Here is a 25,717-nt window from a genome sequence, read left to right as displayed (position 1 = left end):
AATAATGGAATTTAAAAGAAGCCACATGTGTGGACAATTAAGAGAAGAAAATATTGGTCAAGAAGTTGTTCTAATGGGATGGGTCGCAAAAAAAAGAAATCTAGGATCTCTTGTATTTTTCGACCTAAGAGATAAGACAGGTATCAGCCAAGTAGTAGTAAGAGAAGATGATGAAGCTAACCATGATATTGCAAGCCACTTAGGCAGTGAATATGTTGTAGAGGTAAAGGGAAGTGTTCGTGAACGTGAGAGCAAAAACCCTGATATTCCAACAGGCAATATAGAAATTGTAGCAAGTAAAATTAATATCTTAGATAAGGCAAACACACCACCAATATATATAAAAGATGACGATGATGTAGCAGAGAATCTTAGATTAAAATATAGATACTTGGATATGAGAAAACCTTCTGTTCAAAGAAATCTTAAATTAAGATCAGATATTATTAGAACTATTAGAGAGTACATGTATAACAACGACTTTACTGAAGTTGAGACACCATTTTTAACCAAACCTACTCCAGAAGGTGCAAGGGACTACATAGTTCCATCTCGTCTAGAACCAGGTGAGTTTTATGCCCTACCACAATCACCACAATTATTTAAACAAATCCTGATGATTGGATCTCTTGATAGGTATTTTCAAGTTGTAAAATGTTTCAGGGACGAAGATCTAAGGGCAAACAGGCAACCTGAATTTACCCAAGTAGATATGGAACTATCATTTGCAAAACAAGATGATGTAATAGCAGTAAATGAAGGTCTCTTAAAGGAATTGTTTGATAAATATACTGATTATGATTTAAAACTTCCTATCCCTAGAATGGACTATAGCGAAGCTATGAATTCATATGGTTCAGATAAACCAGACTTAAGATTTGGATATAAGATTAACGATATATCTGAAATTTGGAAAGATAGCGACTTTAAAGTATTTGCAAATAATACAAGCGATGGAAAATCTGTTAGAGCAATAAACTTTAAGAACATTGCAGATAAATACTCAAGAAAACAACTTGATAAACTTACTGATTTTGTAAAAGATTATGGTTTAGCTGGTCTTTCTTATATCAAATACGGAGAAGAGATTAACTCTTCAATTTCTAAATTCTTAACTGACGATATCTTAAATAAAATGGTAGAAAAACTAGAGATGGAAGATAATGATTTAGTTTTGATTGCAGCTGATAAAGATAAAACAGTTCTTGAAGGTCTTGGTGCTTTGAGAAATAAGGTTGCTAAGGACAATGAACTTTATGAAAAAGATTATGCCCTAACTTGGGTAGTAAACTTCCCAATGTTTGAATACAGTGAAGAAGAAGATAGATATGTTGCTCAACACCATCCATTCACTATGCCAAACGAAGAAGATATACCACTACTAAAAACACATCCAGAAAAGGTAAGAACTCAAGCCTACGATATTGTTATTAATGGTGATGAGATGGGCGGAGGCTCTGTAAGAATTAACAATTCTGATTTACAAAAAGAAGTATTTGAAGCTCTTAAACTTACGGATGAAGATATCAAAAAGAAATTTGGTTTCTTTATCGAAGCTCTAAAATACGGTACTCCTCCTCATGCAGGTCTTGCTTATGGACTTGATAGATTGTTGATGTTATTTGCAAAAACCGATAATATAAAAGATGTTATTGCTTTCCCAAAAACTCAATCAGCATCTTGTCCACTAAGTGAAGCACCAACAAAAGTTGATGAGGCAGCCTTAGATGTATTACAAATTTCTATAAGGGGTGAATCTAATGGCGACAATGATTAAAGAAGGCACTGTCCTTGAAAATAACAATGGTAACCTTACTGTAAGTATTGCTAGAAATGAAGCCTGCGGAGCATGTGCTGCCAAAGGCTCATGTGGCCAAAAATCTGAAACTATAATAGAGATATTTTCTGCTGATGATATCAAAAAAGGAGATAGAATTCTTATTGAAAGCAAGTCTTCAGATATAACTAAGTATTCTATGTATGTTTATATTTTGCCAGTTATTTTGATGATATTAGGAGCACTATTACCTAATCTATTATTGAAAGATAAAGGATTGGATTTAAACTTATTGACACTTTTATCAATTGTCATATTTATGGCTTTATCATTTTTCATAGTTAAATGCATAGATAGAAAAATAAAAGACGATAATGTTATGAAAGTGAGGAAAATATAATGGACTATGAACTTATAAAAGAATTCGACCCTAAGGCCTATCAAGCACTGACAAAGGAAGTTCAAAGGCAAGAAGAAAACATAGAACTAATTGCCTCAGAAAACTATGTCAGCAAGGAAATTCTTGAGGCTTGTGGCTCAGTACTTACAAACAAATATGCAGAAGGTCTACCAGATAAAAGATACTATGGGGGTTGTGAAAATATCGATGTTATCGAACAACTAGCTATAGATCGAGCTAAAGAATTATTTGGGGCAGACCATGCCAATGTACAAGCTCACTCTGGTGCAAATGCTAATATTGCAGCATATTTTGCACTTATAAATCCTGGAGATAAGGTTTTGGCTATGGATTTGACAGAAGGTGGACACTTAACTCATGGTTCAGCCGTCAACTTTTCTGGTAAATTATACGACTTTCATCACTATGGAGTAGACCATCAAACAGGAAGAATAGATTACGATAAAGTATTAGAAAAAGCAAAAGAAGTTAAGCCAAAACTTATAGTATGTGGTGCAAGTGCCTATCCACGCGAAATTGACTTTAAAAAGTTTAGGGAAATAGCGGATGAAGTAGGTGCCTTATTAATGGCTGATGTTGCTCATATAGCTGGCCTTGTAGTAGCTGGAGAACATATGGATCCGATTCCATATTGTGATGTGGTTACTTCTACTACTCACAAAACACTTAGGGGACCAAGATCGGGAATTATCCTATGCAAAAAAGAATATGCTAAGGCAATTGATAAGGCAGTTTTTCCTGGTCTTCAAGGCGGACCTCTTGAACACATCATCTTGGCAAAAGCTCTAGGATTTAAGCAAAATCTTGATCCATCATGGAAAGATTATGCTAAGCAAATCAAGAGAAATGCAAAAGCTATGGAAGAAGCTTTTAGAGACCATGATTTCAAAATGATTTCTGACGGTACTGACAACCACTTATTGCTTTTAGATTTGACAAACAAAGATATTACAGGAAAAGATGCGCAAAATCTTCTTGATAAAGTATGTATAACTACAAACAAAAATACTATCCCAAATGAGAAGCTTTCACCTATGGTAACAAGCGGTCTAAGGGTAGGTACAGCTGCCATTACAACTAGGGGTATGAAAGAAGATCAAGCAAGGAAAATTGTAGAGTTAATCGCTAGAACACTTGAAAGAAAAGATAGTATCGAAAATATAAGGAAAGAAGTTCTCGATCTAACAGCACAATTTCCTGTTTATAGGAGTTAATTATGGCTATGCCAATAGTAACATTAGTTGGAAGAACTAATGTAGGAAAAAGTACACTTTTTAATAGACTTGTCGGCAAAAGAAAATCCATCACTGAAGATATTAGTGGTGTAACTAGAGACCGTATTGTAGATAGGGTCGAATGGCAAGGAAATGAATTTACCCTAGTGGATACTGGTGGTCTTGATATTTCAAATAAAGAAATGATGAATCAAGAGATTAAATCACAAGTTGAAAAAGCCTTACTCGAAACTGATCTAATATTGTTCGTAGTTGATGGTAGATTTGGCCTAAGTCCATATGATAAAGAAATTGCTGATGTTATTAGAAGATATAACAAACCAATCATAATTGTTGCAAACAAAATAGACGGTCAAAAAGTACCTGATGATATTTATGATTTCTATACATTTGGTTTTGACGATTTGGCTATCATTTCTGCAGAACAATCAAAGGGTCTTGGTGATTTGCTAGATCTTATAGTTGATCATATTGATTTTTCATCTTTTGAAGCAATAGAAGATGAAACAAGGATAGCTATTATAGGAAAACCAAATGCTGGCAAATCTTCCTTGGTTAATCTTTTGCTTGATGAAGACAGGATGATTGTAACTAATGTAGCTGGTACTACAAGAGATGCTGTTGATTCCTATTGGTCTTACAATGATCACAACTATGTATTAATCGATACGGCAGGTCTGAGAAAAAAAAGCAAAGTTAGAGAAAACATAGAGTTTTATGCCAATCAAAGAACATTTGATGCTGTAGATAGCGCTGATATATGTATATTTCTTATAGATGCAACTGTAGGTGTTACAGAACAAGATACAAAAATAGCAGGATATGCTCACAATAATAGAAAAGCTATGATAATTGTAGTTAATAAATGGGATTTAGTAGATAAAGATACTAATACCATGAGGCAGATGGAAGCAGATATTAGAAAATCATTATCATTTGCTTCATATGCACCAGTAGTCTTTGTATCAGTACTCAAAATTCAAAGAATAGACAACTTATTGGATATGATTGAAGTAGTTGACAACAACTACAATACTAGAATTAGTACAGGCGTCTTAAATACAATTTTACAAGATGCAATAATGCTAAACCAACCACCTCAAGATAAGGGTAAGAGATTGAAAATATTTTATATGTCTCAAGTAGATGTGGCACCTCCAAAATTTATGTTATCTATAAACGATAGAGATTTGATGCATTTTTCTTATATGAGATATTTAGAAAATCAAATAAGAAGTAATTATAATCTGACAGGGGTACCATTTAGCTTCATATTAAAAGAGAGAGGATCTGACAAATGATTTTCCTAGTTGGCTTAATAGCATATCTTTTGGGTTCTATACCAAATGGCTATATAATTGGTAAGTATTTTCACAAATCAGACATTAGAACCCTAGGTTCAGGTAATGTGGGATCTACAAATGTTTTAAGAAACTATGGCAAGAAACCAGCAATAATTACACTAATACTTGATATGCTAAAAGGTTATTTAGCAGTTTTTATTGGTGGGAAATTAGCTGGTTATGATGGTATGTGTGTAGGATTTCTCCTAGTAGTTATAGGCCACATGTACAGTGTATTTCTTAAATTTAAAGCTGGTAAAGGCGTGGCTACCTCTGCAGGTGCAATGTTATTTGTAAATCCAATGATTCTAATCATTGGGCTAATAGTATTTATATTGACTGTTGTAATAAGTAAGATGGTTTCACTTGGATCAATACTTGGAGCCATTAGCGTTATGGTACTAGCTTACATCAACTATTACCCAAGTAAGCTTTTCTGGACTTTAATACTTGTATGTTTGTTAATTATTTATAAACACAAGTCAAATATTAAGAGAATTATTAATAGAGAGGAATCAAAGATAAGGTAAACTATGGAAATTTCAATCTTGGGTGCAGGATCTTGGGCTACAGCTATAGCTCATGTACTCTCAACAAAATATGATGTCCTTCTATATGCTAGAAACATAGACGATGTTGAAAGCATCAATCAAAACCATGTAAACAGAAAATACTTAAGTGATTTTAAACTAGCAGAAAATATTAGAGCTACAAATAATTTGGAAGATATATTTTCCAATAGATTTATTGTTAATGCAATACCTACCCAAAGTACTAGAAGTGTTCTAGAAAAGCTAAAGCAATATGTAAGTGAAGACAATGTATTTATTAATTTATCCAAAGGACTAGAGCTTAAGACTCATTTTCGCCTGTCTGAGATATTTTATGATATCCTAGGGAAAAATATTACCTACGCTGTATTAAGTGGTCCAACTCATGCTGAAGAAGTCATACTAGAAATGCCTACAGCCATAGTTTGTGCTTGCGAAGATGAAAATGTAGCTAAAGAAATCCAAGAAATCTTCAATACAGACTTCTTTAGGGTATACAGATCAACAGATGTCATAGGAGTTGAACTAGGTGGAGCAATTAAAAACACTCTTGCCTTAGGTATAGGTATAGTTTCTGGCCTTGGTTATGGTGATAATACAAAGGCTGCTATAATGACTAGGGGAATCCATGAGATGAGTAGATTTACCGAATCTTTTGGTGCACACCAGCAAACTATAAATGGTCTTGCGGGAATTGGAGATCTTATTGTAACTGCAACAAGTATGCATTCCAGAAACAATAGGGCAGGTATTCTATTAGGTAAGGGTCTTAGCATAGAAGAAGTTAATAATGAAATAAATATGGTAGTTGAAGGTATACCTACTACTAGGGCAATCTATGAATTGGCAAGTGAGAAAAATATTGAACTACCAATAACAAAAGAAATTTATGAAATTCTTTACAAAAATAAATCAGCTGATGAATCAATTAGCGATTTAATGGGTAGAAATTTAAAAAGTGAATTCATATAATTATGTTTCATTTTGAATAATTTGAGTTATAATAATATGTAGAAGAAAAAAAGTAAAGGAATTTATATGTTTGACAAGTTTAAAGAATTTATTGGTATAGACGATAACTATGATGATTACGATGAGGATCAAGCTTATTACGAAGATGAGGAAAAAGAAGATTTAACAAGTAGGGAAAGCTATGCAAGCTTATTAGATGATAATCAATCATCTTTTGAAAGCAATACAAAGACCTATGAAAGTGAATATAGTGGATCATCAAGTGATTCATATAATTATTCTTCAGATTACCTTGATAGTAGCTACTCATCAACTGATTACAAACCAGCAAGTAGCCGTTACCAAAGACCATCAAAAAGAGGAGATAGAGTAGGAAGTATGACAGACAATAATTTTACTAGCAGATCATCTTTAAGAATCAGTATTCAAGAACCACTTGATTACGAACAAGATGCTCCAAGTGTAATAAATGACATTATTAACAAGAAAGTAGTTGTTCTAAATCTAGAAATGGTAGATGCAGATATGAGAAGAAGGATCTTTGACTTTGTATCTGGAGCTGTATATGCCCTAGATGGAACTGTAGAAAAAGTAACCAAAGGAATATTTGTAATAACACCAAATGGTGTTGAGATAGACAACACAGTCACAGAACAAATATCTGAAGGAAACTACAACCAATTATAGGTAAAGGATAAGGAGCTGTTTGATTAATAACAGCCCTTTTATTTTTTATGAGCTTAGAATTTAATTTAGACTTTATAACAGACAAAGCAAAGAAAAGTAACATAAAAAAAGCCTTAGCAATCCTTGAAAGATCCTATTATAAGAACATAGAAGAATCAAGTTTTTTCTTAGATCCATATGAGCAAGATGTCATAAGATCAATCGCCATAAAAAATGGAATAGATATAAGTTTTATTGGCGGTAACGACCTTGCCGAAAGAAAAATATTTGTAGCAAATTATTACTATTTACCATTAGTAGAAGAAAACTACATATCTATACTAAGATTTAAGCAAAACTCCCTAAGGCATCCGGATGTTCTAGGAGCCTTGATGAGTCTTGATGTAGATAGGACTAAGGTGGGAGATATAGTAATTGCTGATGATTTTTGTGAGTTTGCTATCTTAAAAGATAAGGCAAATTTTGTAAAATATAATCTCACGAAAATAAAAAGAGAAGGAATAGATATAGAAATAAAAAATCAAGCACAGCTAGATATTATAGAAGATGAGTTTGATCAATTTAGTGGTTTTGTATCTTCTCTTAGACTAGATAATCTTATTTCCATGTTTTTAAACAGGTCAAGGTCAAAGGCTAAAGATATAATAAATAATAAAAATGTAAAAGTTAATTATGAACTTATCGATGATCCTGGTAAAACTATCGATGAAGGAGCTATGATTTCTATAAGAAAAGAAGGTAGATTCATATTTGATGAGATTACTGGATCAAGCAAAAAAGGTAACTTACATATTAACTATAGGAAGTTGAAATGATATATATTTTAATAATAATTGTAGGAATAGTACTAGATAGAGTAAGCAAAAATTATGCTATAAATAATTTTATAGAAAATCCTCACCAAGGCAAGCTTTTAAACCTTACATACTTGGAAAATAGGGGGGCTGCTTTTGGTATATTACAGGATAATAGAATATTTTTTATTCTATTAACTATTGTTATTGTAGCCGGATTAATTTTTTATTTTATAAAAAATTATAAAACAAATCCTCAAATTCTAAATATAGCTCTTGCCTTTGTAATATCAGGAGCCATAGGTAATTTTTATGACAGACTCATCCAAGGATATGTTGTCGATTTCTTAGAATTTGCCTTTGTTAAATTCCCTGTATTTAATGTAGCGGATATATTTGTTACTGTTGGAAGTTTTTTAATTATTATCTACCTATTGTTTTTTGAAGAAAGTAAGAACTAAAATGAGTGTATTTATTGGCAATGATTGGGACCTGCTATTAGCGGCTGAACGGGAAAAAACTTACTATCAAAATTTGAGAAGACAACTTATAAAAGAGTACAGAAACTATACCGTTTATCCTGATATGTATGACATTTTTAATGCATTAAAATCTGTAGCTTATGAGGACTGTAAGGTTTTAATCCTAGGCCAGGATCCCTACCATGGTAAAGGACAAGCTCATGGCTATGCTTTTTCTGTCAAAAAAGGTGTAAGGACACCACCATCTCTTTTAAATATTTATAAAGAAATGCACGAAGACATAGGAACTTACATTCCTGATAATGGTTACCTTAAAAAATGGGCAGACCAAGGAGTTCTACTACTAAATACATCTTTAACAGTAAGAGCAGGTGAGCCTAATTCACACGAAAAACTAGGCTGGGAGATACTTACAGATAGGATAATCAAATTATTAAATGATAGAGAAAAACCAATAGTTTTCATACTTTGGGGACGAAATGCTCAAAGCAAAGAACCATTTATTACTAATCCCAAGCATTTAATAATAAAATCACCTCATCCATCACCATTTTCGGCATCAAGGGGATTTTTTGGATCAAAGCCATTTTCAAGAACAAATAATTTCTTAAAATCTATGGGTCAAGAACCTATAGATTGGCAAATAGAGAACCTATAAATGGGTCTCTATTATTTTTTTGCTTAAATTTAGTATGTTTTTGTAATTAAAAATATAGTTTTCCTTAATAACAAAAAGATTTGGATCCACATCTACTCTACTAATATTTTCTATATTAAAAATATTTAATGCAACAAATCCTCTGGTGTTTTCATCAAACATCCCGTAAAGAACTTGTAAGTTTATATCTATCTTATCCTCTTCAATTCTAAGCTCATAGTTAGGACCGTTAAAATAAGAATTTGCAAAAGATTTTTCTGAAGTGAGTACAAATTTGGCAATATCATTATTAATCCAGGAAGAATTTAAGGTGATTTTATTATTTGCTAAGTTTGTAGAAAGTTCATCATTAAAGTAATCTTTTATATTTGCAAGTTTTTCAGTTGCAATTAGATCATTTTCATTATGAATCATTATAGGCTTTGGTTTATCTCTTTTTATTATGTCATCTGTAAGCTTGCTTATAACCTTATACCTACTTGGATCATCTCTAAATATGCCTATCTTTTTTTCTAGATCTATTAGCTTCATAGATTCAAACACAAAGAATTTTCGATTTGATGAAATCTCTTTGAGTATATCGTAGGAATCTGGAAATACTGGAAATAGTTCATTTGCTATGAGTCTGTTGTTCAAAAAAGGAATATCAAATATATCTCCATTAAAATTAATTATAGTCTTATCAACTATTAAATTAGTATATATTTCTAATAATCTTTTTTCCTCATGGTCATCTTCAGCAAAGTATTGTTTTATGTAACACTTGTCATCTTCATAGGCAATGGTACCCAAGACTACTAGTTGATCACAAGAAGAATCCAATCCTGTAGTTTCTATATCTAAAATTATTTCGTTTTCTTTTATGTTATCAGGTTGATATAATTTTTTGTAAGTTATCATATCTATATTATACTTGATTTGTATATATTAAAGTTAGTAATATAATTATATACTTGAAGGAGATGCTATGATATATTTAGATAATGCAGCTACTACACAAATTTCAAAAAAAAGCCAGGAAGCAAGAGATTTTGCCGAGAATACATATTTTTCAAATTCTTCATCTCTGCATTCTTTTGGCATGAAATCTGAAGAATTGATTGATGAATCAAAGAAAATTATCGAAAAAGTTATTAATGCCAATCCTAACGAAATTTATTTCACCAAGGGAGCCACTGAAGCCAATAATATAGTTATAAGTTCCTTTAGTGGTGATAATTCAAAGGCTATTACAACTTCTATTGAACACTCATCTGTTTTTGATAGCTTTAATTCATATCCTTACAAAGAAGTAATTTATTTAAAAACGGATAGGCATGGCTACATAGATTTGGAAGAATTAAATGAAAAGATAGATGATAAAGATGTCAAACTAGTTTCAATAATCTATGTAAACAATGAAATTGGAACAATCCAAGATATTACTGCCATTAGTAAAATTCTTAAGGGTAAAAATATCATCCTACACATAGACGCAACCCAAGCCTTGGGAAAGATAGATTGCGATGTAAAGAAACTCGGAGTTGACTTAATGAGTTTTTCTGCCCACAAATTCCACGGCCCAAAGGGAGTAGGTGGCCTATATGTTAAGAAAAATATCCTATCAAAATTGAAACCAGTTTTATTTGGTGGTCGTCAACAAGTTATATCTAGTGGGACAGATAACCACCCAGCTATATATGCTATGGGTGTAGCCCTAAAAGAACATATGGAAAATTTTGATAGAGAATCTGTCAAAAATTTAAATCTATATATGAGAAATGAGATTTTAGATAATATCGAAGACATAGAAATTAATTCGCCAGATGATAATTTTGCTCCTCACATACTTTCAGTAGCCTTTAAAAACATAAAATCTGAAGTTTTGCTCCATATGCTAGAGCAAAAAGAGATATATGTTTCAAGTGGATCAGCTTGTTCTAAGGGAAACAATAATAGGATTTTGGAGGCTCTGGGTGTTGATGATGCTTACAAAGATGGTGTAATTAGATTTTCTTTTACAGATACAACTAGCAAGGAAGATATTGATAAGACTATTAAGGTTTTAAAAAATAGTATTAGTGAAATTAGAAAGGTTATGATATGAAAGCTCTAATATCAGTAAGTTTTGGAGAGCTATTTCTCAAGGGAGCAAATAGGAAGCAATTTTATAACAACGCCCTATCCCATATATTTAAAAATATAAAATCTATCGGCTACGATAAGTACTATACAGAAAGTGCCAAGTTATATATAGAGGCTAATGAGGAGAATTTTGAAGCTATTATTGAACAATTACAAAAAGTATTTGGTATAGCATATATAGATATAGTATATAGGACAGAAAAAAATGAAGAAGATATATTTGAGGCCATCAAAAAATCTATAATAGACGCTTATGGAGAAGATGAATTAACTTTCAAAGTTCAAACAAAGAGAGTTGATAAGTCCTTTAAATATCAATCACCTGAATTTAATATGTTGATGGGTGATAAAATTTTGGATGAGTTTCCAAATCTAAAAGTTGATATTCACGATCCTGATTTTAAGGTGTTTATAGATATTAAGAACAATGCCTATATATATTCAAAAAGATATGCTGGTCTCGGAGGACTTCCTATAGGATCTAGTGGAAATGGACTATTAATGCTATCAGGTGGGATAGATTCACCTGTTGCTGGATACTTGATGGCAAAACGTGGTATGAAAGTCAATGCTCTACATTTTCATTCCTACCCATATACCTCCCTTAAAGCAAAACAAAAAGCAATTGATTTAGCAGAAATTATGAGCGATTATACTGGACCAATGAACTTATTTATGGTAAACTTATCTGAAATTTATAAGGCTATTGCTACAAACTGTGACAGACGTGAAACAACCATTTTATCTAGAAGATTTATGGTTAGAATTGCAGAAAAGCTTTCAGAAAAATATGAATATAAGGCATTAATTACTGGAGATAGTCTAGGTCAAGTAGCTAGTCAAACCCTAGAATCCCTATCTGTAGTAGAAGAAGCAACAAGTTTACCATTACTAAGACCATTAATAGCTATGGATAAAAAAGACATAGTTGATTTATCAAAGGACATTGGATCCTATGAAAAGTCAATTGAACCATTTGATGATTGTTGTTCAATATTTGCCCCAGATAATCCACTAACAAAACCTAAACTTCACTATATAAAAATGAGTGAAGAAAAGCTTGATATAGACAAGTTAGTAGATGAATCTCTGGATACAATAGAAATTATAAGAATATAAGATAAAATATTTGACAAAATACTATTATATTAGTATTATTATAAGGTAAACCGCTCAGTTTGGGTACTGATCACCTACGCTGGCGAGAATTTGAGAAGTTAGGAGGACACCTATGTACGCAATTATAAAAACAGGTGGAAAACAATATAAAGTATCAGAAGGCGACCTAGTTAGAGTTGAAAAACTACCATACGAAGTAGGCGAAACTGTTGAATTTGATGAAGTACTTTTAGTTGGTGGAGATAGTGATGTAAAAGTTGGAGCTCCAACAGTAGAAAATGCAAAAGTTTCTGCAACTATCGAAGACCAAGCAAAAGACAAGAAAATCGTCGTATTCAAATATAAACCTAAGAAAATGTATAGAAAAAAACAAGGTCACAGACAACCATATACTTTAGTTAAAATTAACAGTATTTCTTTATAATAAATGATTAATGTTAATCTTTTATTAAAAAAAGAAAACATTGTAGGATTTGAAATAAGTGGCCATGCCGATTATGATGAGTATGGCAAGGACATAGTTTGTTCAGCAGTAAGCATACTTGCTTACACCTGTGTAAATACTCTTGAGTTATACATTGATGAATTTTCATTTACTGATGACGATGAAATTATGAAACTAATGACCTATCAAACAAATGAAAAGGCAGAAGTGGTATTTACAAGTTTTAAGACAGGAATATGGACCTTAGAGCAAAGTTATAATAACTTTGTAAAATTAAATTATAAGGAGATATAATATGATTTTAAATATTAACTTACAAAGATTTTCAAGTAAAAAAGGGGTATCTTCTTCTAAAAACGGTAGAGATTCAGAAAGTAAAAGACTAGGCACAAAAAGAGCTGATGGTCAATTCGTAAACGCTGGAACAATCATCGTTAGACAAAGAGGAACAAAAATTCACCCAGGCAACAATGTAAAAAAAGGTGGAGATGATACTCTATACGCATCATGTGAAGGAATTGTAAAATTTGAAAGAAAAGGACGCGACAGAAAACAAGTTTCTGTTTATCCAAAACAAGATATTGCCTAAGAAAAACTTAGCCTGCCTTTTCGGCAGGTTTTTTTCATATGAAAGGAATTTTTTATGATAGATTTTGCAAAAATAAGTCTAAAAGCTGGAGATGGCGGAAATGGAGCTGTAGCTTGGCGTAGGGAAAAATACGAGCCGACAGGTGGACCAGCTGGTGGTGACGGTGGCAATGGTGGTAGTATCATTATTAAAGCTACAAGAAACCTATCTACCCTAGATGAATTCAGATACAAAAGCAAATATAAGGCACAAAATGGTCAACCAGGTGGTAAAAACAAGAAATTTGGCAAAAAAGGTGATGATTTAATAATCAAAGTTCCAGTTGGAACAATATTAAGAGAGGCAAACTCTAATACCATTATTAAAGATTTTAAGCAAGATGGAGAAGTGTTTCTAATAGCAAAAGGAGGCAAAGGTGGTAGAGGAAATGTTCATTTCAAAAACTCCATTCGTCAAGCGCCTCGATTTGCAGAAAATGGTAAAAAGGGACAAGAGATCGATTTGCTTCTTGAACTAAAAGTCTTAGCTGATGTTGGACTTGTCGGTCTACCAAATGTTGGTAAATCAACATTGATTTCAGTAATCTCTTCAGCTAAACCAAAGATTGCAAACTATCATTTTACAACCATAGATCCAAACCTAGGTGTAGTAAATATTGATAATGAAAGATCTTTTATAGTCGCAGATATTCCAGGACTCATAGAAGGAGCTAATGAAGGTCAAGGTCTTGGACATGACTTTTTAAGACATATAGAAAGATGTAGAGTTCTTATCCACCTAGTTGATATTTCAGGAATAGAAGGAAGAGATCCAATAGAAGATTTTAAACTTATCAACGAGGAACTAAAATTATACAATGAAAATTTAGCCAACAAACCAATGATTGTTGCCTTAAATAAGACTGACTTAGATACTAATAATAATGCAGAGAACTTTATTAAAACTTTTGGGGATACTTATGATATTTATCAAATATCCGCAGCAACAACTGATGGCATTAAGAAACTTTTAGATGCAAGCTATGACATTCTTTTAAAAAGTGAAGATAAGAAATTTGACCTTATGGAAGATGTTGATGAGAACTTCCTAGAAGAATATTATAACAGGGAAATAGACTACGACTTACAATTTGCAAAAGATAATGAAATCTTTGTTGTATTCGGCAAAAGAATTGATAATCTTTTAGAAAAAGTAAATCTTGAAGACTACGATTCTCGTATGTTTTTTGAAAAAACACTTAGAGAAATGGAAGTTTTTGACAAATTAAAGGAAATGGGAATTGAGCAAGGAGATAGTGTTGCAGTTGGCGATATTGTCTTTGAGTATTATGAATAGGAGAAATAATGATTAGTGGTAAACAAAGAGCAAAATTAAAGGCAGAAAGCCATGATTTTAAGCCAGTTATAAATATAGGCAAAAACTCACTTACTAAAGAAACTATAGGAGCCATAGACGAAGCCTTAGAGGCTCGTGAACTTATAAAAATCAAGGTATTAAATAATAACCTAGATGACCAAGATGAGATAGTAAAAACACTATTAGAAGAATTGAATGCTGAGTTTGTCAATCACCTAGGAAGTATTATTACTATCTATAGGAAAAATGACGACAATAAATACGATATTTAGTCAGGATATATTATGAAAATTGGTTTATATGGAGGAACATTTGATCCAATCCATATTGGACATCTAATAGTCATGGAAAATGTGTTCAATTTCCTAGACATAGATAAGATAATAATTCTTCCAAGTTCCAATCCACCACACAAAGTAAACAAACAAAAAACCAAGGCCGACCTTAGGATTGAAATGGTAAAAAGAGCAATAGCTGACAATCCAAGGGTAGAGCTTTCCACCTATGAAGCTAGAAATGATGATGTGGTTTATACCCATGAAACTTTAGATTATTTCAAAAAGACTTATCCAGAAAATGAATTCTATTATATCATGGGTGAAGACTCTTTTATGACAATAGATACTTGGAAAAATTATGAAAAAATTTTAAATGATAAGTTAATTGTCTTTACAAGATCAAATACCGATAGTGACAGTGATCTTGTGAAAAAAGTTGATCAAATAAAAAAGGATAACCAAGAAATCTATCTTATAAACAACTTAAACATTAACATATCTTCTACCCTAATAAGAAGCTTGGTAAAAGAGGGTAAAAGTATAAAATACCTCGTTACTGATGAAGTTATAGATTTTATAGGAGAGCACAATCTATATGTATGATTTGAAAAATTGGGAAAATAGCTTGGTAGAGGATATTGGATCAAAAAGGTTCAAACATTGCAAGAGAGTAATGGAAACCGCCCTTAAACTAAATAAAAATATCGATGATGATTTGGTTAAAACTGCAGCAATACTTCACGATTGCGCAAAGTACAACGAAGATAAGTATCTAAAATTATTTCCTGCTAATATAAGCTCTGAGACTATCAATTATAAATCTGTTTTGCATTCTTTTTTAGGAGCAGAAGTAGCTAAAAAAGTGTATAATATAGATAATGACCAAGTACTTGATGCTATAAGATATCACACTACGGGCAAAGAAAATATGAGTGAATTAGAAAAAATAATTTACCTAGCAGATGCCATAGAACCTGAAAGATCTTATCCGGGCGTAGATGAATTAAGAGATTTGGCTAAAAAAGATATAGACCAAGCAGTACTATCTAGCTTAAGTCACAATATTATCTATTTGACCAATAAGCAGATTTTGATTCATCCACTTACTATCAGTGCTTACAACTATTTGATTAAGGAGAAAAATGAATAAATTAGATATTATTTTAAAAGTTTTAGATGATAGAAAAGCTGAAGATATTAATGTTTTAGAACTAAGCGATTCTTCTATTGCTGATACCTTTGTGATTGCAACAGGTACTTCAGTTATCCAAACAAAAGCTCTAGCAGACTATATTGAAGAAGAGCTTAATAAAAACGGATATGAATTGCTATCTAAAGAAGGTTTGCGTGAAGGAGAATGGATACTAATGGATGCAGATGATATTATAGTTCATATCTTCACACAAAGACAAAGGGAATTTTATGGAATAGACGATTTATGGGAAGAATAATCTTCTCATAAATTGCTAGGTTTTCAAAATGGATGATAAGAGAAAAGATAAAATTATAATGGGTCTAATCATAGTTGTTGTGGCTTTATTTGCTAATAACTATGTCAAGAATAACGAAGATGATTTATTAGGATCAGAAATTTCTTTACTTGATACATCCTCTGATGCATTATCACCTGCAGATGAAGACGAAAACGTTGAAATAAATGAAATGAAAGTCTACATTTCTGGTGAGATTAGTAAAGAAGGTGTCTACGAATTTGAAGATGGCGACAGGCTTGATGATTTGATCAAAAAAGCTGGTGGTTTGACAGAAAATGCAAACGCAAAAGATTTAAACCTTGCCATGAAGCTTGAAGATGAGATGAAAATATACATACCTAGTATCTATGAAATAAGTTCAGATGATACTGCTGATACAATACCAATCATAACTTCTGATAGCAAAGACTCTAGTAAGGATAAAATAAATATCAATAAGGCCAGCAAGGAAGAATTGATGTCCTTGCCAAATATTGGAGACAAGAGAGCTGATTCTATCTTAGAATATAGAGAATCTAACAAATTTGAAACTATTGAAGATATAAAAAATGTAAATGGAATTGGAGAGAAATTTTATCAATCTCTTAAAGATTTGATAACTGTATAGGAGATATAATGAAATTATCAACTAGAAGTAAATATGGGCTAAGGGCTATTTGCTACTTAGCAGAAAATGAAGATAGGGGATATATACCTGTTTCTGAAATATCAGAAAATCTTGACTTGTCAGATAACTACCTTGAACAACTCATAAGGTTACTTAAAAATGCTAATATAGTTGAATCCACTAGGGGTCCAAAAGGCGGATATAAGCTAGTAAAAAAACTTGATCAAATAACAGTTGGTGAAGTATTAAGAGTTCTTGAGGGTACTTTTAATGTAACAGGTTGCCTTGAAGATGGTAGTCATTGTGACAATGAATGTAGGGCATATTTTGCCTTTAATAAATTAGATGAAGCTATAAATGATACTATTGATTCCATAACATTAGATACTATGGTAAATCAAAATAATAGGAGAGTCGATGAAAAACTTAGGAGTTAACGAACTTAGAAAATCTTATATAGATTTTTTTGGTAATGAAAAAAATCACACAATTTTAAAATCATTTTCCCTAATACCAAAAGATGATGAATCTTTGCTTTTAATCAATGCAGGTATGGCACCACTTAAGAAGTATTTTACTGGTGAAGAAAGCATGAAAAATAATAGGGCAACATCTTCACAAAGATGTGTTCGAACTGGAGATATAGAAAGAGTTGGAAAAACTGAACGCCATGGAACATATTTTGAAATGTTGGGTAACTTTTCTTTTGGAGATTATTTTAAAAAAGAGGCCATTACTTGGGCTTATGAATATTTGACTGAGCACCTAGAAATTTCTAAGGATTTATTATGGGTTACTGTCTACAAAGATGACGATGAAGCCTATAACATTTGGAAAGATGAAGTAGGCATGCCAAAAGAACGTATCCTACGTCAAGATAAGGATGAAAACTTTTGGGAGCTAGAAGTTGGTCCATGTGGACCATGTTCAGAAATATTCGTAGACAGGGGTCCTAGCAAGGCAGTTGATGAAAATGACAATGCTCCTGGTAATGACAATTCTGATAGATTTCTAGAGATATGGAATCTAGTATTTACTCAATTTAATAAAGATAGCGAAGGTAACTATACACCTCTAGCTCATCCAAATATTGATACTGGCATGGGCCTTGAAAGAATTGCCATGATTCTCCAAGAAAAAGATAATATCTTTGAAGTTGATATAGCTCAAGATATTATAAGAGAAATAGAAAAAGTATCAGGCAAAACATATAAAGAAAATCCAAAAGATGATGTTTCAATCAGAGTTATCACTGACCACGTAAAGGCCATGACATTCCTTGTCTCAGATGGAGTAGTTCCATCAAATGAAAAACGTGGATATGTCCTTAGAAGACTTATCAGACGTGCCTATAGACACGGCAAGCTTCTTGGTATAGACGGCGAATTTTTAACTAAGATTGTAAATAAAGTCATTGATTCCTATAAAGATGAATACAAAGAATTAGCTGATAATAAAGAACATATACTCGAAGTTATCATCGAAGAAGAAGATAGGTTCCAAAAAACTATAGATCAAGGTTTAGATAGATTAAATACTCTAATAGCTGAAATGGAAGAAGATGGCAAAAAAATCTTAGATGGATCTGAAGCCTTCAAATTGTATGATACCTATGGATTCCCTCTTGATTTGACTAAAGAAATATTAAATGAACAAGATTACGATGTAGATGAAGATAAATTTAATCAAGAGATGGAAGATCAAAGGGAAAAAGCTCGTAATGCAAGGAAAAAAGACGCTGGTTGGTCACTTGATAATATAGTTACTGATGGAATCAACCCAACAGACTTTATTGGTTATGATAATTTATCAGTTAATGCAAAAATTACTAATTTATTTGACGAAAATGGCCAAGTAAAATCGCTAAAAGAGGGCCAAGAAGGTATAGTAGTAAGTGATAAGACTTCATTTTATGCTGAAGGCGGTGGTGAAGTAGCTGATATAGGTTATATATATAGTGATAATGCTAAGGCAAAAGTTACCGATGTTCAAAAGAAAAATGATATTTATTTCCACTATGTAGAAATCATAGATGGTGAAATTCATACTGATGAAGAATATACTTTTGAAGTTTGTAAAACTCGTCGCTTAGATATAACAAGAAATCACTCAGCAACTCACTTATTAGACCAAGCCCTCAGAGATGTATTAGGTGATAGTATAAACCAAGCAGGATCTCTAGTAGATGATGAGAAACTCAGATTTGATTTTACCTATAATGGATCACTTACAGCTAGCCAAAAAAGAGAAATTGAAGATATAGTTAACGAAAAAATCAGAGAACAGTTAGATGTAACAAAAGAAATTCTCCCATTCAAAAAATCCCAAGAAATGGGAGCTATAGGACTATTTGAGGACAAGTACAAAGACGAAGTTAGGGTCGTTTCCATCGGAGATTATTCTAAAGAATTATGTGGCGGATGCCATGTAAACAATTCATCTGAAATCTTAATGTTAAAAATAATAAGCGAATCATCAGTTTCTGCTGGCGTTCGTAGAATAGAAGCTATAAGCGGTAAAAAAGTTTATGAGCTTTTACAAAAACAAAAAGATGACCTAGAACAAATAGCTGCGGATCTAGGAACTAGAGAAGATTTAATTGAAAATAGAATCAAATCTATTAAAGAAGAAATCGCAAATCAAAAAGAAGAAATAAAAAGATTAAAATCATCTTCAAACAAAGATACTTTTGATCAATTAAAAAAAGCTGTAGAGAAGAAAGATGATATAAATCTACTTATTTATAAATTTGAAGATGCGACTACAGATCAGATGCGTGATTATGAAAATAGATTAAAACAAACATTTGATAATTTAGTCATAGTTTTTGCAAGTCTAAGTAATAATAAGTTGATATTTACGGTTTCTGTTGATGATAGTTTAACTAATAGATATGACGCAGGAAAAATAGTAAGAGAGATAAGTCAGTTAACTGGTGGAAACGGCGGAGGAAGAAAGAACTTCGCACAAGCTGGAGGAAAAGATATTTCTAAAGTAGATCTTGCTTTAGAAAGAGCTCATCAGATTATATAGAGGAGTTTTAAAATGACTGAAAATAATAATTTTAACGAAACTATTGCTTTTAAACCTGAAAGAGATAACCAAAAGGATATAAGAGATATTCTAACTACTGTTTATAATGCCCTAGAAGAAAAAGGTTATAAACCAACAGGGCAAATCGTTGGATATTTGTTATCTGGGGATCCTACCTATATTACAGCTCACAATGGTGCTCGTAAACTAATAAGAGTTGTAGATAGAGATGAAATACTTGAAGAATTATTAAATAGCTATATCAATGACTAGGATAATGGGTCTGGATGTAGGTGATAAAACTATTGGGGTTGCTCTTAGCGACCCTATGTTTTTGATGGCTCATCCTATAGAAACAATAAAAAGAAAAAAAGCAAGCCTAGATATTCAAAGGCTAGTTGAAATTATAGAAAAAGAAGATGTAAAAACAATTGTGGTAGGTCTTCCTAAAAATATGAATAATTCCATAGGCCCTCAATCTATGAAAGTAATGAGTTTTGTAGATTTGCTAAAAAAGCAAACTGACAAAGAGATTATTTATGAGGATGAAAGAATGACCACTCTTCAATCAGAAAGGGTGCTTATTGATATGGATGTAAGACGTGAAAATAGGAAGAAATATATAGATAAAATTGCAGCTACATTTATCTTGCAAAGCTATTTAGACAGGAGAAACAATGGATAGTATTGTTTTATATGATGAAGATAATAATGAAGTCAAATTTAATATAATAGATACTTTCGGAGTAGATGACAAAAATTACTGTGCCCTTCAACAAGAAGATGATGATTTGATTCTTATAGCAGAAGTAATAAATAATGACGATGAAGTTATATTTAAAGCTATAGATGATCAGGAAGAATTAGATGAAATCATCAAATTGTATGAAGAAATGAAGGATGAAGACAATGGAAACTAAAGAAGTTAGAAAAATTTTTGAAGATCATAATCAAAAGTTTACAAAGCAAAGAGAGATTATTTTTAATGTTTTAAAAGATAGCTCTCCAAAGCATGTTACACCAGAAGAACTATTTTCCATTGTTCATGAGGATAATAAGCAAGTAGGAATTGCAACAATATATAGAACTTTAAATATTTTTGAAGAATTGGGTATTGTTAACAAACAAGAATTTACTGACAATGCCTACACCTATGAGCTTATAGATTCATTAAATGACCATCACGATCATATTATTTGTACTAGTTGTGGGAAAATAATTGAAGATGAATGTATAGATAAAAATGAATTAACAAAGTCATTAAAAGATACGTATGATTTTGATATGAAATATTATTCTCTGAGAATTTATGGCACATGCTCCGAATGTCAAAAACTTAAGGAGTATAAATGAGACATGAGAAGAAATTAAAGCTAATTCCTATCGGGGGATTGCAAGAAATTGGTAAGAACTGTACTGTAGTTGAATACGGAAATGACATGGTTATGATAGACTGTGGACTTACATTCCCTGACCAAGATATGCTTGGGGTAGATATAGTAATACCAGATTTTACCTATGTAGAAGAAAATAAGGATAAACTAAGGGGTATATTTGTAACCCACGGGCACGAAGACCATATTGGCGCTATTCCATATTTTTTAAAGAGTGTAGATACAAATGTATATTGTTCAAAATTAACAAAAGGTCTATTAGAAAACAAATTTAAAGAACATGGATTAAATCCAAATAGAATCAAAATGGTAAACGTCAATAATAAGGTTAATGTTGGCGAATTAAGTGTAGAATTTATTAGAGTAAGCCACTCTATTCCAGATTCATGTTCTATAGCAGTTAAATCACCTGTAGGAACAATCCTATTTACAGGTGACTTTAAAATGGACTTTACACCAATTGATGGTGATCCAACAGATATACAAAGGCTAGCAGAACTAGGTAAAAAAGGCTTACTAGCAGTTTATGCAGATAGTACAAACGTTGAAAGACCTGGTCACTCACTTAGTGAAAAAGAAGTTGGAGATACTTTTATAAGGATTTTCGGTCAAGTAAGTGGCAGGATAATTGTTGCTACCTTTGCAAGTAACCTTCATAGAGTTCAACAAGTAATATATGCGGCCGAAAAATATAACAGAAAAGTTGCACTTTCTGGTAGATCTATGCTAAATAACGTTAAGATTGCTAGCGATTTGGGATATTTAAAAGTTAAGAGCAATACACTAATTGATATGAAAAATATCAAATCTTATGCTGATGATGAGATAGTTGTTCTTTCAACAGGTACTCAAGGTGAGCCGCTATCAGCACTAACAAGAATGGCTAATGGAGAACACAAACAAATTCACCTAAATGAAACAGATACTGTAATACTTTCTTCATCAGCAATTCCAGGTAACGAGATAGCTATCAATAATACCATTAACAAACTTACAAAGATTGGTGTAAATATAATATACGCATCTCTAGCAAAAGTCCATGCATCAGGTCATGCTTGCCAAGAAGAAATAAAATTAATGTACCAACTAACTACACCAAAATATCTACTACCTGCCCATGGTGAGGCTCGTCAATTACAAACTCACCAACAGATAGCCGAAGATATGGGAATGGATAAAGATAAAATATTTATTCTAGAAAATGGCGATGTGCTAGAGTTTACTAAAAAATCAGCAAAAGTATCAGGAAAAGTAACAGCTGGCAAAGTCTTGGTAGATGGTTCTGGTATTGGTGATGTAGGCAATATTGTCCTTAAAGATAGAAAACACCTATCAGAAGATGGTCTTATGGTTGTATCCATCACTTTTGATAGAAATACCCAAGCTCTACTTGCAGGTCCAGAAATAGTATCTCGTGGTTTTGTATATGTAAAAGAAAACCAAGATATTATAGAAAACTCAAAAGAAGTAGTACTAAGATCTGTTGAAAAATGTCAAAAAGAAGAAATAAGAGCTTTAAGTCAAATAAAATATCAAATTAGAGAAGACTTAAAATCTTATTTATATAATGAACTAGGTCGTGATCCTATGATATTACCAGTAATATCAGAAGTAGAAAATAATGAGATATATTAATTACCAGCATACTAGTGATTATTTAGAAAACATTATTGAAGATAGGGACTTTTTAGAACTAAGGTCATACGCTTTAAAGAATGATGTCCCTATAATGAATGTAGAGAGCAAAGAATTTATCAAAAGTATATTGGCTATACAAAGACCAAAAACCATACTAGAAATAGGTACGGCAATAGGATATTCGTCCTTAGTTTTTTATAAATATACTAAAGCTGATATTACTACCATAGAATTAGATGAAACTACATCAAATATAGCCAAAAATAATTTTGATAAATACAATGCCCCTATAAATTTAATAAATGATGATGCAATGAAAGCCTTGAATAATATAAGTCAAGGCTTTGATTTTGTTTTTATTGATGCCAATAAGGCTCACTATGAAGACTATTTTAAAATTTGTGCTGATTTATTAAATGATGGAGGAATAATTATAGCTGATAATGTTCTGTTCAAAGGCATGGTCTTAAATGATGATTTGGTAAATAAGAGAATGATCACTATTGTAAAAAGATTAAGAAATTACCTAGCCTATGTTAGCGATAGGAAATACTTTAAAACTTCTATCATACCAATAGGTGATGGTTTAACTATAAGTGTTAAGGAGAATAAATGACTAGAGAAAAAGTGGAATTACTTGCCCCCGCAGGTGATATGGAGAGGTTAGAAGCAGCTGTAAAGTTTGGAGCAGATGCAGTATTTATGGCTGGAGATAGCTTTGGTCTTAGGGCAAATGCCAAAAATTTTGATAGAGAAGCTATGATTGAAGCTGTAAAATTTGCCCATGACAACGGAGTTAGAGTTCATATAACAATGAATATTGTGCCTCACGATGAAGATATGAACGGTATTGAAGATTACTTAAATTTTCTTGATGAGATAGGTGTTGATGCACTTATAATTTCTGATCCTGGTATCTTTACATTGGCTAAGGAACTAACTAATATAGACCTTCACATATCTACCCAAGCTTCTGTAACCAACACAGCAACTGTTAATTTTTGGTATAAGATGGGAGCAAAAAGAGTTATATTAGCTCGTGAACTGTCATTGGAAGAAATCATCGAGATTAGGAACAATACTCCAAAAGATTTGGAAATAGAAGTATTTGTTCATGGAGCTATGTGTATATCCTACTCAGGTAGATGTCTACTATCTAACTATATGACAGGACGTGATGCCAACAGAGGAGATTGTGCTCAAGCTTGTAGATGGAAATACAGTATACAAGAAGAAAATAGGCCGGGAGAGTATTATCCAATAGAAGAAGATGGCTCAGGGACCTATATAATGAACTCTAAAGACCTATGTTTGATAGATGAACTTGATAAGCTTATAGAAGCTGGTATTGATAGCTTTAAAATCGAAGGAAGAATGAAGACAGAGTTTTATGTTGCTACTGTTATAAGAAGCTATAGACAGGCTATAGATGCTTATTATGAAGGTAATTATAATAAAGAAACTATCCAAAAGTATTTTAATGAAGTTGAAAAAGCAAGTCACAGGCACTATACAAAGGGGTTCTTCCATAATAAACCTGATGGAGATGGTCAAATCTATGAAACTTCATCATATATTAGAAAATATGACTTTATAGGCAAGGTATTAGATTACAATAATGATAGCAAAGAAGCTATTATTGAACAAAGAAATAGGTTTTTCCTAGGAGAAGAGATAGAAATATTTGGCAATAAAAAAGATTTTTACGAATTTAAAATCGAGAATATGAGAAATTCCAAGGGTGAGGATATAGAAGTTGCTAACAAAGCCAAGGAAAAAATCTATATGACAATTGATTATCCACTAGAAAAGGGAGATTTACTGAGAAGAGCCATTAGCGAAGATAATGACTGATATTTTAGAAAAAACAACAATAAATTTTAAATTACCTTTATTTGGGTATAAAATATAGTGGAATAGAAAAGGAGTTAAAAATGACAGATAAAAAAGAAAACGAAAAAATTATAAATCCTGAAACTGGACAAGAAAAAGAAACTAGTCAATTTGAAGGCGATGAATCTTTAGAAGAAAAAGTAAAATCAAGTGATCAAAGCTTAAATTTTAAAGACCCTGATGACAAATATACTACTGATACAGAGTATAGAAACAGCACAATTGATGAGGCAGGACAAGTATCTGGGCCAAGTGCTGAAGGAAGAAGAACAAGAGTTGATGAACTTTCAGAAAATCCATCAGAAGAAAGTGATAATTAATAAGTCAATATAAGTTAAATATCTACCAAGCCTTGTAAAAATCGCAAAGCTTGGTTTTTTATTAAAAAAAACCTCCAAATCACAAGTGAAATGGAGGCTATGTAAGTATTATAAACTATTTATCTTTAGAAGGATTTTCTGACAAATCATCTTCACGTGTTCTTCTGCTTTCTACACCAACGTTTGAGATTTGATCTGCTTCATCTACTTCTGTTTTAAGTTCTTCTTGGTCAGGAGAATATTTCTTGTCTATATCATCTCCACCTTTTGTTGTTTCTGATGCACGAGTTTTTTTGTCAAGCTCATCATTACCTTCATATTGGCTAGAGCAGCAAACTTCACCTGTTTTTGGATCAATTACTTTATCTTTTTTCTTATCTGTCATAATTTACTCCCTTTTTATATGTACATTTTATCTTTAATATAATTATAATACACTTAGATTTTTATTGCAATATCTTTAACAATTTATGCAAATTTAATTAAGATTTTACCTATTAATATATTA

33 protein-coding genes are annotated in these 25,717 nt (G+C 31.9%); 31 read left to right on the top strand and 2 right to left on the bottom strand.

Going from position 1 to position 25,717, the window contains the following annotated elements:
• The first annotated feature begins 4 nt into the window (after positions 1-4).
• From aspS to QNH69_RS06470, 10 genes are all read left to right on the top strand, one after another.
• Complete coding sequence (gene aspS / locus QNH69_RS06515; RefSeq protein ID WP_282929699.1) at positions 5-1,777, top strand: aspartate--tRNA ligase; 1,773 nt, start codon at positions 5-7, stop codon at positions 1,775-1,777.
• Positions 1,761-2,177: a SoxR reducing system RseC family protein gene (locus tag QNH69_RS06510; RefSeq protein ID WP_282929698.1), complete on the top strand. Its 417-nt coding sequence runs from the start codon at positions 1,761-1,763 to the stop codon at positions 2,175-2,177. The genes aspS and QNH69_RS06510 overlap by 17 nt, the downstream gene beginning before the upstream one ends.
• Positions 2,177-3,412 (top strand): serine hydroxymethyltransferase, encoded by a 1,236-nt coding sequence (gene glyA, locus QNH69_RS06505; RefSeq protein WP_282929697.1) that lies wholly within the window; start codon positions 2,177-2,179, stop codon positions 3,410-3,412. Before QNH69_RS06510 ends, glyA begins: the two co-directional genes overlap by 1 nt.
• 2 nt (positions 3,413-3,414) lie before the next feature.
• Positions 3,415-4,734 carry a ribosome biogenesis GTPase Der gene (der, locus tag QNH69_RS06500; protein ID WP_282929696.1) on the top strand — a complete coding sequence of 440 codons (1,320 nt, stop codon included), beginning with the start codon at positions 3,415-3,417 and terminating at the stop codon, positions 4,732-4,734.
• A complete protein-coding gene (plsY, locus tag QNH69_RS06495) occupies positions 4,731-5,306 on the top strand; it encodes a glycerol-3-phosphate 1-O-acyltransferase PlsY (protein WP_282929695.1) in 576 nt (191 codons plus the stop codon). Before der ends, plsY begins: the two co-directional genes overlap by 4 nt.
• A 3-nt stretch (positions 5,307-5,309) precedes the next feature.
• Complete coding sequence (locus QNH69_RS06490) at positions 5,310-6,299, top strand: NAD(P)H-dependent glycerol-3-phosphate dehydrogenase (RefSeq protein ID WP_282929694.1); 990 nt, start codon at positions 5,310-5,312, stop codon at positions 6,297-6,299.
• Between the two features lie 66 nt (positions 6,300-6,365).
• A complete protein-coding gene (locus QNH69_RS06485; protein WP_282929693.1) occupies positions 6,366-6,986 on the top strand; it encodes a cell division protein SepF in 621 nt (206 codons plus the stop codon).
• A 47-nt stretch (positions 6,987-7,033) separates the two neighbouring features.
• A complete protein-coding gene (locus QNH69_RS06480) occupies positions 7,034-7,801 on the top strand; it encodes a YlmH/Sll1252 family protein (protein ID WP_282929692.1) in 768 nt (255 codons plus the stop codon).
• On the top strand, positions 7,798-8,241 hold the full coding sequence (lspA, locus tag QNH69_RS06475) for a signal peptidase II (RefSeq protein ID WP_282929691.1): 444 nt from the start codon (positions 7,798-7,800) through the stop codon (positions 8,239-8,241). The genes QNH69_RS06480 and lspA overlap by 4 nt, the downstream gene beginning before the upstream one ends.
• Position 8,242: 1 nt before the next feature.
• A complete protein-coding gene (locus tag QNH69_RS06470) occupies positions 8,243-8,920 on the top strand; it encodes a uracil-DNA glycosylase (RefSeq protein ID WP_282929690.1) in 678 nt (225 codons plus the stop codon).
• Here QNH69_RS06470 and QNH69_RS06465 read toward each other — a convergent pair.
• Entirely contained in the window at positions 8,915-9,820 is a 906-nt protein-coding gene (locus QNH69_RS06465) for a ribonuclease H-like domain-containing protein (RefSeq protein WP_282929689.1), read from the bottom strand. The two genes, QNH69_RS06470 and QNH69_RS06465, sit on opposite strands and share 6 nt — an antisense overlap.
• A gap of 67 nt (positions 9,821-9,887) precedes the next feature.
• Between QNH69_RS06465 and QNH69_RS06460 the strand changes: the two genes are divergently transcribed.
• The 21 genes from QNH69_RS06460 to QNH69_RS06360 all read left to right on the top strand — a co-directional run bounded on the left by QNH69_RS06460 (position 9,888) and on the right by QNH69_RS06360 (position 25,209).
• Positions 9,888-11,006, top strand: a complete 1,119-nt coding sequence (locus QNH69_RS06460; protein ID WP_282929688.1) for a cysteine desulfurase family protein — start codon at positions 9,888-9,890, stop codon at positions 11,004-11,006.
• Entirely contained in the window at positions 11,003-12,163 is a 1,161-nt protein-coding gene (gene thiI, locus QNH69_RS06455; RefSeq protein ID WP_282929687.1) for a tRNA uracil 4-sulfurtransferase ThiI, read from the top strand. The genes QNH69_RS06460 and thiI overlap by 4 nt, the downstream gene beginning before the upstream one ends.
• A 112-nt stretch (positions 12,164-12,275) precedes the next feature.
• On the top strand, positions 12,276-12,587 hold the full coding sequence (rplU, locus tag QNH69_RS06450; protein WP_044566232.1) for a 50S ribosomal protein L21: 312 nt from the start codon (positions 12,276-12,278) through the stop codon (positions 12,585-12,587).
• 3 nt (positions 12,588-12,590) lie between these two features.
• Positions 12,591-12,902, top strand: coding sequence for a ribosomal-processing cysteine protease Prp (locus tag QNH69_RS06445; RefSeq protein ID WP_282929686.1), 312 nt, complete (start codon positions 12,591-12,593; stop codon positions 12,900-12,902).
• 1 nt (position 12,903) lies between these two features.
• Entirely contained in the window at positions 12,904-13,197 is a 294-nt protein-coding gene (gene rpmA / locus QNH69_RS06440; protein ID WP_044566230.1) for a 50S ribosomal protein L27, read from the top strand.
• Positions 13,198-13,251: 54 nt separating this feature from the next.
• Positions 13,252-14,532: a GTPase ObgE gene (gene obgE / locus QNH69_RS06435; protein ID WP_282929685.1), complete on the top strand. Its 1,281-nt coding sequence runs from the start codon at positions 13,252-13,254 to the stop codon at positions 14,530-14,532.
• An 8-nt stretch (positions 14,533-14,540) separates the two neighbouring features.
• Entirely contained in the window at positions 14,541-14,825 is a 285-nt protein-coding gene (gene yhbY / locus QNH69_RS06430; protein WP_282929684.1) for a ribosome assembly RNA-binding protein YhbY, read from the top strand.
• Positions 14,826-14,837: 12 nt separating this feature from the next.
• On the top strand, positions 14,838-15,434 hold the full coding sequence (gene nadD / locus QNH69_RS06425; protein WP_282929683.1) for a nicotinate (nicotinamide) nucleotide adenylyltransferase: 597 nt from the start codon (positions 14,838-14,840) through the stop codon (positions 15,432-15,434).
• A complete protein-coding gene (gene yqeK, locus QNH69_RS06420) occupies positions 15,427-15,981 on the top strand; it encodes a bis(5'-nucleosyl)-tetraphosphatase (symmetrical) YqeK (RefSeq protein ID WP_282929682.1) in 555 nt (184 codons plus the stop codon). Before nadD ends, yqeK begins: the two co-directional genes overlap by 8 nt.
• Positions 15,974-16,282 carry a ribosome silencing factor gene (gene rsfS / locus QNH69_RS06415; RefSeq protein WP_044566225.1) on the top strand — a complete coding sequence of 103 codons (309 nt, stop codon included), beginning with the start codon at positions 15,974-15,976 and terminating at the stop codon, positions 16,280-16,282. Before yqeK ends, rsfS begins: the two co-directional genes overlap by 8 nt.
• A 28-nt stretch (positions 16,283-16,310) precedes the next feature.
• Positions 16,311-16,931, top strand: coding sequence for a helix-hairpin-helix domain-containing protein (locus QNH69_RS06410; RefSeq protein ID WP_282929681.1), 621 nt, complete (start codon positions 16,311-16,313; stop codon positions 16,929-16,931).
• 8 nt (positions 16,932-16,939) lie between these two features.
• Positions 16,940-17,368: an Rrf2 family transcriptional regulator gene (locus QNH69_RS06405; protein ID WP_044566223.1), complete on the top strand. Its 429-nt coding sequence runs from the start codon at positions 16,940-16,942 to the stop codon at positions 17,366-17,368.
• On the top strand, positions 17,349-19,964 hold the full coding sequence (gene alaS / locus QNH69_RS06400; RefSeq protein ID WP_282929680.1) for an alanine--tRNA ligase: 2,616 nt from the start codon (positions 17,349-17,351) through the stop codon (positions 19,962-19,964). Before QNH69_RS06405 ends, alaS begins: the two co-directional genes overlap by 20 nt.
• A gap of 12 nt (positions 19,965-19,976) precedes the next feature.
• Complete coding sequence (locus tag QNH69_RS06395; protein ID WP_282929679.1) at positions 19,977-20,237, top strand: IreB family regulatory phosphoprotein; 261 nt, start codon at positions 19,977-19,979, stop codon at positions 20,235-20,237.
• Positions 20,230-20,649, top strand: a complete 420-nt coding sequence (gene ruvX / locus QNH69_RS06390) for a Holliday junction resolvase RuvX (protein WP_282929678.1) — start codon at positions 20,230-20,232, stop codon at positions 20,647-20,649. Before QNH69_RS06395 ends, ruvX begins: the two co-directional genes overlap by 8 nt.
• Entirely contained in the window at positions 20,642-20,884 is a 243-nt protein-coding gene (locus QNH69_RS06385) for a DUF1292 domain-containing protein (RefSeq protein ID WP_282929677.1), read from the top strand. The genes ruvX and QNH69_RS06385 overlap by 8 nt, the downstream gene beginning before the upstream one ends.
• Complete coding sequence (locus QNH69_RS06380) at positions 20,874-21,317, top strand: Fur family transcriptional regulator (RefSeq protein ID WP_282929676.1); 444 nt, start codon at positions 20,874-20,876, stop codon at positions 21,315-21,317. The genes QNH69_RS06385 and QNH69_RS06380 overlap by 11 nt, the downstream gene beginning before the upstream one ends.
• Positions 21,314-22,993 carry a ribonuclease J gene (locus QNH69_RS06375; RefSeq protein WP_282929675.1) on the top strand — a complete coding sequence of 560 codons (1,680 nt, stop codon included), beginning with the start codon at positions 21,314-21,316 and terminating at the stop codon, positions 22,991-22,993. The genes QNH69_RS06380 and QNH69_RS06375 overlap by 4 nt, the downstream gene beginning before the upstream one ends.
• Positions 22,980-23,612, top strand: a complete 633-nt coding sequence (locus QNH69_RS06370; protein WP_282929674.1) for an O-methyltransferase — start codon at positions 22,980-22,982, stop codon at positions 23,610-23,612. Before QNH69_RS06375 ends, QNH69_RS06370 begins: the two co-directional genes overlap by 14 nt.
• A complete protein-coding gene (locus QNH69_RS06365; RefSeq protein ID WP_282929673.1) occupies positions 23,609-24,850 on the top strand; it encodes a U32 family peptidase in 1,242 nt (413 codons plus the stop codon). Before QNH69_RS06370 ends, QNH69_RS06365 begins: the two co-directional genes overlap by 4 nt.
• An 80-nt stretch (positions 24,851-24,930) precedes the next feature.
• On the top strand, positions 24,931-25,209 hold the full coding sequence (locus tag QNH69_RS06360) for a hypothetical protein (RefSeq protein ID WP_282929672.1): 279 nt from the start codon (positions 24,931-24,933) through the stop codon (positions 25,207-25,209).
• Between the two features lie 115 nt (positions 25,210-25,324).
• Here the strand turns inward: QNH69_RS06360 and QNH69_RS06355 are convergent, their stop codons facing one another.
• A complete protein-coding gene (locus tag QNH69_RS06355; protein ID WP_044566213.1) occupies positions 25,325-25,594 on the bottom strand; it encodes a hypothetical protein in 270 nt (89 codons plus the stop codon).
• Positions 25,595-25,717: the final 123 nt, after the last annotated feature.

It is taken from the genome of Anaerococcus sp. Marseille-Q7828, from assembly GCF_949769285.1.
Classification (GTDB): Bacteria; Bacillota; Clostridia; order Tissierellales; family Peptoniphilaceae; genus Anaerococcus.
This window is presented reverse-complemented; position numbering and strand designations above follow the sequence as displayed.